Origin of the sequence: Pseudoalteromonas sp. S3785, assembly GCF_005887365.1 — a bacterium.
Lineage (GTDB): Bacteria > Pseudomonadota > Gammaproteobacteria > Enterobacterales > Alteromonadaceae > Pseudoalteromonas.
Genome location: NZ_PNCT01000005.1, coordinates 25,986 through 37,866 on the forward strand (window position 1 = coordinate 25,986; position 11,881 = coordinate 37,866).

At 40.9% G+C, this 11,881-nt stretch carries 12 protein-coding genes; 7 read left to right on the forward strand and 5 right to left on the reverse strand.

The window, feature by feature from the left end:
* Positions 1 to 70: 70 nt before the first annotated feature.
* A complete protein-coding gene (locus CWC17_RS01585) occupies positions 71 to 997 on the reverse strand; it encodes a manganese-dependent inorganic pyrophosphatase (RefSeq protein ID WP_055014233.1) in 927 nt (308 codons plus the stop codon).
* Positions 998 to 1,115: 118 nt separating this feature from the next.
* Between CWC17_RS01585 and CWC17_RS01590 the strand changes: the two genes are divergently transcribed.
* A complete protein-coding gene (locus CWC17_RS01590; RefSeq protein WP_138611915.1) occupies positions 1,116 to 1,631 on the forward strand; it encodes a hypothetical protein in 516 nt (171 codons plus the stop codon).
* Positions 1,631 to 2,440 (forward strand): bifunctional DNA-formamidopyrimidine glycosylase/DNA-(apurinic or apyrimidinic site) lyase, encoded by an 810-nt coding sequence (gene mutM, locus CWC17_RS01595; RefSeq protein ID WP_138611916.1) that lies wholly within the window; start codon positions 1,631 to 1,633, stop codon positions 2,438 to 2,440. Before CWC17_RS01590 ends, mutM begins: the two co-directional genes overlap by 1 nt.
* Before the next feature lie 5 nt (positions 2,441 to 2,445).
* Here the strand turns inward: mutM and CWC17_RS01600 are convergent, their stop codons facing one another.
* Genes CWC17_RS01600 through CWC17_RS01615 form a run of 4 tightly spaced genes read right to left on the reverse strand, consistent with a single transcriptional unit; the run spans position 2,446 to position 6,014 of the window.
* Positions 2,446 to 2,946 carry a DUF3299 domain-containing protein gene (locus tag CWC17_RS01600; RefSeq protein WP_138541420.1) on the reverse strand — a complete coding sequence of 167 codons (501 nt, stop codon included), beginning with the start codon at positions 2,944 to 2,946 and terminating at the stop codon, positions 2,446 to 2,448.
* 13 nt (positions 2,947 to 2,959) lie between these two features.
* A complete protein-coding gene (locus CWC17_RS01605) occupies positions 2,960 to 4,237 on the reverse strand; it encodes an ABC transporter permease (RefSeq protein ID WP_138611917.1) in 1,278 nt (425 codons plus the stop codon).
* Positions 4,234 to 4,932: an ABC transporter ATP-binding protein gene (locus tag CWC17_RS01610; RefSeq protein ID WP_138611918.1), complete on the reverse strand. Its 699-nt coding sequence runs from the start codon at positions 4,930 to 4,932 to the stop codon at positions 4,234 to 4,236. The genes CWC17_RS01605 and CWC17_RS01610 overlap by 4 nt, the downstream gene beginning before the upstream one ends.
* 11 nt (positions 4,933 to 4,943) lie before the next feature.
* Positions 4,944 to 6,014 carry a CDP-glycerol glycerophosphotransferase family protein gene (locus CWC17_RS01615; RefSeq protein ID WP_138541417.1) on the reverse strand — a complete coding sequence of 357 codons (1,071 nt, stop codon included), beginning with the start codon at positions 6,012 to 6,014 and terminating at the stop codon, positions 4,944 to 4,946.
* 369 nt (positions 6,015 to 6,383) lie between these two features.
* On the opposite strand from CWC17_RS01615, the gene CWC17_RS01620 reads away from it, so the two are divergent.
* The 5 genes from CWC17_RS01620 (at position 6,384) to CWC17_RS01640 (ending at position 11,812) form a co-directional block, all read left to right on the forward strand.
* On the forward strand, positions 6,384 to 7,487 hold the full coding sequence (locus CWC17_RS01620) for a phosphoribosylaminoimidazolesuccinocarboxamide synthase (RefSeq protein ID WP_138611919.1): 1,104 nt from the start codon (positions 6,384 to 6,386) through the stop codon (positions 7,485 to 7,487).
* 121 nt (positions 7,488 to 7,608) lie between these two features.
* Positions 7,609 to 8,265: a methylamine utilization protein gene (locus CWC17_RS01625; RefSeq protein WP_138611920.1), complete on the forward strand. Its 657-nt coding sequence runs from the start codon at positions 7,609 to 7,611 to the stop codon at positions 8,263 to 8,265.
* On the forward strand, positions 8,258 to 10,573 hold the full coding sequence (locus CWC17_RS01630; RefSeq protein ID WP_138611921.1) for a bifunctional diguanylate cyclase/phosphodiesterase: 2,316 nt from the start codon (positions 8,258 to 8,260) through the stop codon (positions 10,571 to 10,573). Before CWC17_RS01625 ends, CWC17_RS01630 begins: the two co-directional genes overlap by 8 nt.
* Complete coding sequence (locus CWC17_RS01635) at positions 10,560 to 11,393, forward strand: DUF3034 family protein (protein ID WP_138541413.1); 834 nt, start codon at positions 10,560 to 10,562, stop codon at positions 11,391 to 11,393. Before CWC17_RS01630 ends, CWC17_RS01635 begins: the two co-directional genes overlap by 14 nt.
* Positions 11,393 to 11,812, forward strand: coding sequence for a group I truncated hemoglobin (locus CWC17_RS01640; protein WP_138541412.1), 420 nt, complete (start codon positions 11,393 to 11,395; stop codon positions 11,810 to 11,812). Before CWC17_RS01635 ends, CWC17_RS01640 begins: the two co-directional genes overlap by 1 nt.
* Positions 11,813 to 11,881 lie beyond the last annotated feature (69 nt).

The window sequence follows — 11,881 nt, forward strand, 5'->3', positions numbered from 1 at the left end:
CTAACTTACGCTAAAATTTAGGCAAAAAAAAACCTTGCAGGTAAAACCCACAAGGTCATTATTTTAAAGCTTAAAGCTTGGCAAACACGTCTTGTAGTGGTGGTACTACTTGCTTTTTACGGCTTAATACACCGTCTAGCCATACTTTACCTTCGCTTAGTTTTTCACCATAAGCTTGCTCTACAAGTGTTGCATCATCTGATGCGATTAACATTTGTGAGCCTTCTTTCATGATGTCGGTAAGTAGTAAAAATACTGAGTGGCGGTTACCTTCAATTTTTAGCTTAGCAATATCGGCTTCTAAGTCGGCTTTAATTTCGTCAAACACTGCAAGGTCGATTACTTCTAGCTGGCCAATGCCGACTAGATTGCCGTTCATGTTGAAGTCTTTAAAATCACGCATTACTAAGTCACGTACTGGCGTGTCTTCAACTGCAGACTTAACACGGAACATGTCCATGCCTAGTTCTTTAAAATCTTCAATGCCGGCGATCTCTGCAAGTGCTTCTACACATTTAATATCAGCCGTTGTACAAGTAGGCGATTTAAAAATAACGGTATCGCTTAAAATTGCACATAGCATGATGCCAGCGATGTCTTTAGGGATTTCTACGTTGTAGAAGTCATACATCATTTTAATAATAGTGTTAGAACAGCCAACTGGGCGAATCCAGCACTCAAGTGGTGTAGATGACGTTAAGTCACCTAACTTATGATGATCGACAACGCCAACAACGCGTGCTTGGTCGATATCGTCAGGTGCTTGTGTTTTTTCGGTGTGATCAACAATATATACATCTTCGCCAGCGTAGCTTAATTTAAGCTCAGGTGCTTCGAAGCCAAATTTATCTAGGATAAATTGTGTTTCTGGTGACACTTCACCAAGGCGTGTTGGAATTGCTGGCTCATCGATTTGGTTTTTTAAATAAGCCAGTGCAATTGCACCACAAATAGAATCTGAATCTGGGATTTTATGGCCCACTACATACATAGACATTGACGGAACTCCTTTAAATTTGCAGATATTCTACCAAAGTCTGTGGCCTTTAACATATAGACAGTGCAATTAAGTTTTAGTTACACTTTAAAATCTTGAATTTACTGGGTGTATAAATATGCGACTAGGCCGCAAAGGTTGGAACAACGTTATTATTTTTTCGATGTTGATTATGATCTTTTTTTTAAATGGCTGGCATAAGCAGTTTTTAGGGGGCGAGGACGGGCCTAAATTACAGCCTGTACTGCCATCACAAAGTTTTGTGTTAACACTGAGTTTTGTTGATCAGAAAATTGAACGTATTGGTACTAGTTGGCGTACAACCGCATTAAAAGAAAATACGCCAGTGAGCTGGGATGCATCACAGCAGCAGTTAGCTGAGCTAATCAATAGGTGGCAAACGGCTGCCTTATTGGAAGTAAATGAGTCGATGGTATTTAACCCCAATTCACCACTTTATGTTGCCACCTTTGAGTTGGCTGGCGAGCGCTTACCTTGGGTTTATTTACTTTATAAAGGCAGCGGGCAATATTATTTGCTCGAGAAAAATAGCCAGCGTGTTATGGGGCTTGATTTAGAAACTGCAAAGCAGTTATTTCCACGTGTTGATTTTTCAAAAAGTGAGTTGCATTAATGCCTGAATTACCAGAGGTAGAAGTTAGTAGACTGGGGATCACCCCACATATTGAAAACCAAGTTGTAAGCAAAGTTAATATTTATAATGCCAGTATGCGCTGGCCTGTGCCAGATGATGTTTATAAGTTAGAAGGGCTCAAGCTAGAGCGAATCGAGCGCCGTGCAAAGTATTTGTTACTGCACTGCGAATTAGGGAGTGCTATTTTACATTTGGGAATGTCGGGTAATTTGCGCGTTGTGGATAAACGCGAGCCACTTAAAAAACATGATCATGTTGAGTTTATTCTTAGTAATGACAAGGCGCTGCGATTAAACGACCCTCGCCGGTTTGGTTGCTGTTTGTGGCAAGCACCGGGGGATGTACATAAGTTGCTTTCAAAGCTTGGGCCTGAGCCGCTTACGGATGATTTTTTTGCAAAGCGTGTATACGAGCAGTCGCGAAATAAAAAAGTCCCCGTGAAGCAATTTATTATGGATAACGCGGTGGTTGTGGGCGTAGGTAATATTTATGCCAATGAGTCGTTATTTAAAGCGGGGATACACCCAAAACGCGAAGCAGGCAAAGTCTCGCTAAAGCGTTATCAAACCCTGGTTCCTATTATTAAAGACACTCTCGCAGCGGCAATAACACAAGGTGGTACAACCTTAAAAGACTTTGCCCAAAGTGATGGCAAACCAGGTTATTTTGCGCAGCAGTTATTAGTGTATGGGCGAAAAGGAGAGGCGTGCGTAACGTGTAAAACGCCACTTGAAGAAATTAGGCTAGGGCAGCGCAGTACGGTGTTTTGTAAGCACTGCCAAAAATAGCCATGTTATAGCTCAAAGGGTGCCACACCGACGGCTTTCATTTTATAGCCCACTTGGGCTATTTCGCCCGACCAGGTTTCAGTGCTGATAACGCCGGTAACTACAATCGCATCGTACAAGCTCTCTATGGGCACTCCGCCTTTTACTGTTACATGAACGATTTGATTTGGCGGCGGGGGCGGTACGTGAATACACGCGCCAAAGTAGGGCACAAGTAAAAACTCAGTAATGACTTCGCTGTCGCCCTCAAGTGGAACAACAAACCCCGGCAAGCTCACTGATTGCCCATTTAATGCTTCAACCACGGGAGCATCTAGCTCTGGTTGCACCCAGTTTTGCTCGCTGCCCTCGTGATTGGCCTGTGCTTGAGTATCTATTTGTACATGCCCTTGTGGGATTAAGTCTTCCCAAAAAATTTCTTTTGGTGGATTTGCACTGCTGTTAAAGCTAATAAGGAAGCAGCCCACTAGCATGCTGTAATAAAGCGCAGATTTAAAAAGTATCATGAAATTCCTAAAATTAAGTTTTTATACTCATACCATCGCTAAGCGAATAAAAGTAAGCGCGAGTGGCGGGTATTAAGCCAATTATAAACCCAGCGGCCATAATAACGCCTATTAAAGTGAGTTCATAGTAAGAGAGCATGGCTATATTAACGCTTATACCTGCATGGCTTTGCAAATAGCTACTACTAACAAGCATAACGCCATAATATAAACCACAGCCAACTAGGCAGCCTAATAACGTTGTAAATAACGACTCCATGCTTATGAGTGTAAAAAGCTGCCATGGCCTTGCGCCCACTGAGCGTAAAATAGCAAGCTCTCTTCGGCGTTGGTTTAAATTGGCCAGTAGTGTGGTTAACATGCCCAATAAACTGACCAATATAACAACGCCTGAAAACAGTAAGAGTACTTTTTCGACAATGGCGAGCATTTGCCACAGCTCTTTTAAGGTGACTGTGGGCATAATGGCCAGCAGAGGCTCTTTCTTGTATTGGTTAATATTGCGTCTAATTTGCAATGTATATAAAGGTGAATCGAAGCCCATTAAAAATGCAGTAATTTGATTTGGTTCACCGATTAGGTTGTTATGTTCATCGTGTTCATCGTGGACATGGTGCTCATCGCTTTCACCATGTTCAACATTCGATGAGTGTGCGCCGCCATGGATTAAATCAATTGCAGCTAGAGGTATGTGCAAGGTTTTATCTACTGGGGTGCCGGTGGCGTTTAAAATACCGATTACAGTAAACGGGTTGTCTTTATGATGGTGAAAACTTGTATTACCCATGCCGTGTGAGATTACTATGCTATCACCTAGTGTATACCCTAAACGGCTCGCCACATCGCTGCCAAGTACCACCTGGTTTACACGCTCAAACGGGTGGCCTTGTTGAAAACTTAACGTTTGCTTTTTACCAAAGCGATAGTGGGTAAAGTAATCGCGGGTTGTACCAATTACAGCTTGGCCTTTATGACTGTCGCCTAAACTAATAGGAATGCTCCATTTAACACCACGTTGAGCTGTGATGTACTGATAACTTTGCCAACTCACCCCATTATTGGCATGGCCTATTCTGAATACGGATGAAAGCAATAGCTGTATGTCGCCGGTACGGGCACCGACAATCAGGTCTGTACCGGAGATGGTATTACTAAAACTGGTTTTTGCATCCACGCGAATTCGCTCAATACTGAGTAATAGCATCACGCTAATAGCAATGGTAAACAATGTCAGTAGTACACTCGCTCGGCGGTTAAGCAAACTTTTATATGCTAATTTAGTCAGGATCATAACTGCTCCTGTAAGCTAGCTAGGCTGATTGCACGGTTAAATAGCGGCTTCAATGTTTCGTCATGGCTTACAAAAACGAGCGTGCTGTTGGCACGCTTAGCCTGTTCGAATAACAGTTTTATAAAGCTTTCTCTATTTGCGGTATCAAGTGCCGAGGTAGGCTCATCAGCAATTATGAGCTCTGGGCTACCAATAAATGCGCGAGCAGCGGCAACCCGCTGTTGCTGACCAATGCTGAGCGAAGCAACATCTTTACTATGATATGACTCACTTAAACCTAATGCTGTTAATAAGCGTATCGCTTCTTTTTGTAAGCTTGGCTTAGGCTCTGTTGTTTGCTGTAAGGCTTTTTGTTTTCTGCTTTTTGAAAATTCACAGCCAAGCGTGACATTCTTAATGGGGGTCAAATACGGTAATAAATTAAAGTTTTGAAAAATATAGCCAATATTCTCCGCTCTAAATACATCTCTTTGCGTATTGCTAAGTGTATTCAAATCGCAATTTAAAATACGTATGCTGCCACTGCTTGGTGTGTTTATACCTGCCAATAGCGCAAGCAGGGTTGACTTACCGGCGCCGCTGGGGCCGTGTAAAAAAATATGCTCACCTTTATCAATCCTAAGGGTTGGGATATTTAGCGTAGGCTTGGCGTCATTTTTATGCCATTTAAAGGTTACATTATTAAGCTCAATCATACTATGTGGTGTTACCAACCCCAAAAGTTGAATTCTTTACGCATTTTAAGATTTCGAAATAGGTTAAGAGGTTTAGGTTTTAGCTTTTCGTTTTTATGCAAAAATTCATTTGCAGCATTAAGCACACGTTGGCTAGATTTTCCATCCGTGTATGGGTGTAGCTCTTGGCAATAGTCTTCAATATATTGCATTAAGTCATTAGGTCTCGTTAATGCACGCTCAATTGCTGGCTCAACTTCATTTGCGTTGGTAACGTCAAGTAAATGAGGCATAGGCTTTTGATTACAAAAGGTAACTACAGGTTTGCGAAGTAACAAAAACATCAGTAACACCGATGAGGTATCACAGAGCATTACATCAGCTGCTTTAAGCAGAGGTAACACGTTATCTGTTTCAATAAAGGTTAAGTTTTTATTGCTTAGTGCTTTGTACTTATTTACCCATTCGGTTGGCATTTTAGGATGAAACTGCATTAGGATTCGCCATTTACCTTGTTCACTAAAATGCTTTATTTGCTCATATAGTTTGGGGGCTAGTGACAACTTACGAGAGAAGGTTGAACAAATAAGTAAAGTAGGGCGTGGATCGTTACTTTGGTATGGATTGCTTTGTGATTCGTTAAACAAAGGGTCAAGAGTAGGCCAACCTGTTTCTGTTACTTTAAAAAAACCATGTTGTTGTGCAAGTTCTTTAAAGCGCTCAGTTGTATTAGGACCTTGAGTGCAATATAAATCATAACAGCCCCTAATGGTAAAATGGCCTCTGTTCCCTTCAGAGCTTCGCTTTTCAGAGTTGAACCCATGAAAAACGGCTACTTTTTTACCAGGGATAAAGCTTGGAACAATATTGCCAGGAATATATGTAATATCGGGTTTCCAATTCCTTACATCTGTAATTGTATATAATCGCTGCTCGTCATCATTTAAAAAGTCAGAGTTTACCTCATTACCCGCTAAAAACCAACGTACCTCACCACCATGCGCTAAAATTTGTGCTTGTAATGGCCTTAAAATAGCGTACGAATAATTTTGCGAAATATACATTAGGTATTTTTTATTTGCGGTCGCGGTTAGGTAGTTCAAGCGGTACTCCTCTAGTTAGCACGCTAAGTTTACCGCATTATTACAGCCATATAAATATTGCTTAGTTATTTAACCTGAGCTTTGGATAATAAACCAGCAACTATTTTCAGCGCTAACGCCGTTGAATTTACTTGCAATAGGGCAGCTATCAACGCGTAAATTCGCCTTGTTATCATTGAAAACCTCTGGCTAGAGAAAATAAATTAGATATCACCATAATTCAACACGCCCTAGTAAATCTCTTAACCAAGGGTCAGGTTATTTAGTTTTCAGTGCTGATTGAGCTTTAGGGTAGGCTGATTTATTATATAGTGCTTATAACCCCATACCATACTTTGCTCTTTGAGCACCCCTAACCCCGGAGATAGCATGACTAGCTATAAAGTTTTAGACATTAACGATGATTTACCCATTCGCACTAAAGGTGACGTACACAGCGGTAAAGTTCGTTCGGTTTATTGGCTAACAGATGAAGACAGCGCACGCCTCATTAAAGAAAAAAACTATAAAGTTCCGCAAGGAACTGAGCTTGCAATTATGGTTATTTCAGACCGTATTTCTGCTTTTGATTGTATTTGGCAAGGCGAGAATGGCTTAAACGGCGTGCCGGGAAAAGGCATTGCGCTTAACTCTGTTGCATCTCATTGGTTTTCGTTATTTGATAAAGCTGGCCTTGCGGGCAACCACATTGTTGACATTCCGCACCCTTACGTATGGATTGTGCGCAAAGCAAGTACCGTTAAAGTAGAAGCAATTGCGCGCCAATACATCACTGGCAGCATGTGGCGTGATTACAGCAAAGGGATCCGCAACTTTTGTGGCATAGATTTACCTGAGGGATTAACGGCAAACCAAAAGCTTGAAAACGTACTAATTACGCCTTCTACAAAAGGGATTATCGAGGGCGTGGCTGATATTCCACCCGTTGATGATGTAAACATTACGCGCGCTAACATCACTGATAACTTAGATGTATTTAATTTTAAATCAGCTGAAGATGTAACTAAGTACGAAAAGCTATTAGTTGAGGGTTTTAAGCTAATTAGTGAAGAGCTGGCAAAGCTTGATCAAATATTTGTAGATACAAAGTTTGAGTTTGGTTATGTAGAGGATTTAGACGGTAACCAACAGCTTATTTATATTGATGAAGTGGGTACTCCTGATTCTTCACGCATATGGGATGGCGCGGCGTACCGCGAGGGTAAAATAATCGAAAACTCTAAAGAAGGGTTCCGCCAGTTATTAATTTCTAATGTGCCAGAAAGTGATGTGCTATTAAATAAAGACCGTATGAGTGAGCGCGAGCAGCTTGCTAAAGACTTTATTTTACCAGAATCGGTGATGCTTGAGGTGTCTAACACTTATGTAGGCATAGCGAGTAAAATTATTGGCGAAAATATTGTAATTCCTGAAGATCCTCGCCAAGAAGTGGTTAATATTTTAGATACTGATTACGGCCTTATTGTAAAATAGTACAACTAAAGTACTAAAATAAACAAAGCCCAGTCTTTATTTTTGGTTACTGGGCTATATTCCTTGCAATTAGTGCTGGTCTCTAATTAACTTAACCTAAGATTAACTTTTAGGTGTTGTTATGTTTAGGCAAGTGCAGCAAGTTTTTAATAAAAGAGGTTATTTACTCGCCGCTACTTTATTTTTTAGCCAAGGCGTACTGGGTGCAAATGTTGACTTAGTAATTCAAGACCAACATGGTCAGCCATTACCAAACGCGGTCGTTGAGCTTTATAAAGCGGCAAAGCATGAGCGCACTACGTTACCCGTTGCAGTAATGGACCAAGTAGATAAAGCGTTTTTGCCTGATTTGCTTGTGGTGCAAAAAGGGCAGCAGGTTAACTTTCCTAATAGTGATAATATTCGTCATCATGTTTACTCTTTTTCTCAGGCCAAGCCATTTCAGCTAAAACTCTATTCAGGTCAACCTAAAGAGCCCGTTACTTTTGATCGACAAGGTATTGTTGTACTAGGCTGTAATATACATGACTCTATGGTTGGCTATATTTATGTAGCCAATAGTGAGCACGTTTATAAAACCAACAATACGGGTAAGTTAACCTTAGACATAACCTCTTTACCGACTACGCTGAGTGTGTGGCATGCGCTACAAACTGCACCGTTGGAAAATAAAAAAATGATAACAATAAATAATAATGAGTTACTAATTCAAATAGATACATCCACCCCAGCCCCTAGAAATACGTTTGGTAATAAGTTTAAGGGCGGTAATGACTAACAGTTTAAAAAACCGCATTATTGTTTTGTGTGTAGGCTTAGTGTTACTGACCACTATGCTGAGTATTGCTAGTTTTTGGTGGTCCACAAGTAAATTTCAAGAAGAAAAAGTAAATCAAAACATTAGCGTGGCGCAAAATGTATACAAGCAGTATCTGAGCGCAAAAGAAAGCTTGTTGCTGACAGCTGCTAAAGTACTCACAGCCGACTTTGGCTTTAAGCAAGCGGTTGCCACTCGCGATGCGGGCACCATAAGTAGTGTGTTGTTTAACCACAGTCAGCGTATTGATGCAGAGCTTATGCTACTGATTGATTTATCGGGTAAATTAATTTCAGCCAATACTCATGCCGATTTATACCCTCAAAACTTAAAGTCGTTACTGGATGAGTTACTAACTTCGCCAGAGCAATCGAGCTTTGTCGTTCTTAATAAACAGCTATACCAAGTTATTTTACTACCTGTAAGGGCGCCTAGAACCGTTGCTTACAGCTTAGTGGGTTTTAAAATTGACGACGAAGTCGCTCTTGAACTTAAAAACCTAACAGGAATGCATGTCAGTTTTATTGCTGAGGAAAATAACTTAGTAAGGAGCTCTTTACTTGAGCGCCCAGAGGTTTTTGCACCTAAAAACTACTTTAATACCACCACAACAACGCGTTTGTTTGGTGATTACCCTATATATAAAAACCGAGACATCACGCTGCCCTCCCTGCAAGGAAGCTTAGTAACTATATTACTTAGCGCTGATTTAACACAAAGCTATAACGATTTTGAAAACTTATTGTTTACGTTAATTATTATGGCGATTCTAACGATGCTAGTGGGGGTTGTTACCAGTAGTTTACTGGCAAATAACTTAATCACTCCCCTGTCGCAGCTTGCACTAATAGCCAAACAATTTGCTCAAGGTAATTACGCGTTTGAATTTAATGCTTCTAAACAAAGTACTGAAATAGCAACCCTTGCTAACGCCTTTGATAATATGGGTAACGATATTAACGAGCGTGAACAAAAAATTAGTTTTCAGGCACGCCATGATTCGCTAACAGGTTTTTATAACCGCTCGGCTATGCTTGAAGTGCTCGACGATGAGCTTATTTCCTCTACACAATACACCCTTGTGGCTATAGATATAAAAGGCTTACGGCATATAAACGATAAACTTGGCCCACGGGTAGGCGATGAATGTTTAAAAGCCGTTGCCAATCGAATTAGTGGTTTTTCGGACGAACTTGGCGGCTTTCATGCGCGCATTGGGGGGGATGAATTTTTAACTGTGTTCCCAAGCGCCGCCGCCAGAGAGAAAAAAAGCGGTATAGTAGGTTTAATGGCACAGCTTTTAGCTTGCTATACCATTAAAACACTAAAAATTAACTTACGCTTTAGTGCAGGGGTTGTAGAGTACCCAACACAAGGGATTACCAGCGACGACTTAATGCGCCGTGTACTCATTGCTGTAGACAATGCAACAGATAGCCAAGACAGTATTCACTATTATCAAAATGGTGAAGACGAAGCACATTTAGACCGTTTAAAAATACTCGATGAACTAAAACAAGCCATTAACGATGATGATGGGCAGTTGTTTATGACCTATCAGCCCAAGTTGCATTTACACACACAAAAAATAAATAAAGTTGAATCCCTCATCCGATGGCAGCGTAAAGATGGCAATTGGGTAAACCCAGAGCTGTTTATTGATTTAGCCGAGCAATCGGGGCTTATTGTAGAGCTTACATCTTGGGTTGTTAAAACAGTGGTTTCTCAAGTGGCTGATTGGCAGGCTAAAGGAATTGAAATGCAAGCTGCCATTAATGTCTCGGCGCAAGATATTGCCTCCCCGAGTTTTCACTCTGCGCTCGTGCGTACATTAAAAAAATACAAGGTTGATCCAACCCTTATTACTGTTGAATTGACTGAGCGCGACATGATTGAAAACGAAGAAAAAGGCATAAAAGCGTTACAAAACTTAAAAGCCATTGGTGTCAAAATTTCATTGGATGATTATGGCATAGGGCAAACATCATTGGGCAGATTAAAAACTCTACCTATTGATGAGCTAAAGTTAGATAAGTGCTTTATTTTAAAGCTAGATGAGTCGCGTAAGGATCAATACATAGTGCAGTCGACTATTACCTTAGGGCATGAATTAGGCTTTAGTGTTGTTGCAGAGGGCGTTGAAAACAGAGATTCGTTAGATTTACTTAAACTTATGCATTGTGACCATGCTCAGGGGTATTACCTAAGTAAGCCTTTAAAAGCAGAATTGTTAGAACAGTGGCTAAAGGAATATTATGAAAAAAGTTAAGTGTTTATTGCTAGGGCTATTAATGACTTCGAGCTTTTACGGTTTAGCAAGCGACGGTAAATTGTTAGCAACCCCTGGGGTTTCGCAAATAGAAGGTAGCGGGGGCGGCGGTATTGTGCCATGGGCACAACTTGCAGGCTATGCCAGTGAAGACGAGTTCTCTGTAAATGGCTTTTGTAGTCATGCCGATGTAACCGATTACACATTAGATGTGTGTGGAGCGCAAGTTAACTTATTTAATCGAGTCGAGTTTAGCTATGCACAACAGCGCTTTGACGTGCCTGCACTTGATACCGAAATAGAGCAATCTATTACGGGGGCTAAAATTCGCTTATACGGCGATATAGTTTATAGCAAATGGCCGCAATTGAGCTTAGGGGTTCAGCATAAATCCCTTGATGATGGCGCTGTTGCGACTCTTGTAGGGGCAAAGGATACTAGCGGCACCGATTACTACCTTGCTGCAAGTAAACTCCATTTAGGCGCTGTAGGGGGGCTTAATTGGTTTTGGAACCTCACAACGCGCTACAGTGAAGCTAATCAACTCGGGTTACTTGGTTATGGTGGGGCAAATGATAATGCAAAAATTTTATTTGAAGGCAGCACTGCAGTATTTTTAAACCGAAGTGTTGCTGTTGGTATTGAATATAGGCAAAAGTCCAATAACCTTAATTTAGGTGAGCAAGACTGGAAGGATTTGTTTATTGCGTGGATGCCAAACAAGCACGTGAGTGTTACCGCCGCATACTTAGATTTAGGTAGCATTGCAGGTGCGAGTGATCAAACAGGGTGGTACGTATCGGTAACAGGGTATTGGTAATGAAAAACGTGGTTATTTTATGGTTATGTTTAAGTGCACTGGCTGGGTGTGTAAGCTCAACACGTTTATCTCTTTATCAACAACTTGATGGCCGGGCGGGGCTTACGCGTATTGTAGACAGTTTTATTTACCAGATAGGTAATGATGAGCAAGTTTTACATTACTTTGAGCACAGTGACATAGACCACTTTAGGGAGGGCTTTATTATGCATATGTGTATGCTAGTTGATGGTCCATGCAAGTACACAGGAGATTCTATGGTAGATATTCATACAGGGATGCATATAACTGAGAAAGACTTTAACCATGTAGTGGATTTGCTTGTTAAGGCTATGGAGGAGCAAAATATTAGCCATAGCATACAAAACGAAATCCTATCTAGAATGGCGCCGCTGCGTAGTAAAATTATAAAAATTTAGGTAACATCTATAATTTATTTACTTGTCGCGGTGAACCTTACTTTTGTAATAGTGTCCACTTAGTATTAT

Bases quoted from the DNA above. Each gene is read 5' to 3' on its own strand.
- CWC17_RS01635 (WP_138541413.1), top strand. From the start codon at position 10,560: ATGAAAAAAGTTAAGTGTTTATTGCTAGGGCTATTAATGACTTCGAGC.
- CWC17_RS01625 (WP_138611920.1), top strand. From the start codon at position 7,609: ATGTTTAGGCAAGTGCAGCAAGTTTTTAATAAAAGAGGTTATTTACTC.
- CWC17_RS01640 (WP_138541412.1), top strand. From the start codon at position 11,393: ATGAAAAACGTGGTTATTTTATGGTTATGTTTAAGTGCACTGGCTGGG.
- CWC17_RS01600 (WP_138541420.1), bottom strand. From the start codon at position 2,946: ATGATACTTTTTAAATCTGCGCTTTATTACAGCATGCTAGTGGGCTGC.
- CWC17_RS01630 (WP_138611921.1), top strand. From the start codon at position 8,258: ATGACTAACAGTTTAAAAAACCGCATTATTGTTTTGTGTGTAGGCTTA.
- CWC17_RS01605 (WP_138611917.1), bottom strand. From the start codon at position 4,237: ATGATCCTGACTAAATTAGCATATAAAAGTTTGCTTAACCGCCGAGCG.
- CWC17_RS01610 (WP_138611918.1), bottom strand. From the start codon at position 4,932: ATGATTGAGCTTAATAATGTAACCTTTAAATGGCATAAAAATGACGCC.
- mutM (WP_138611916.1), top strand. From the start codon at position 1,631: ATGCCTGAATTACCAGAGGTAGAAGTTAGTAGACTGGGGATCACCCCA.
- CWC17_RS01620 (WP_138611919.1), top strand. From the start codon at position 6,384: ATGACTAGCTATAAAGTTTTAGACATTAACGATGATTTACCCATTCGC.
- CWC17_RS01585 (WP_055014233.1), bottom strand. From the start codon at position 997: ATGTCTATGTATGTAGTGGGCCATAAAATCCCAGATTCAGATTCTATT.
- CWC17_RS01590 (WP_138611915.1), top strand. From the start codon at position 1,116: ATGCGACTAGGCCGCAAAGGTTGGAACAACGTTATTATTTTTTCGATG.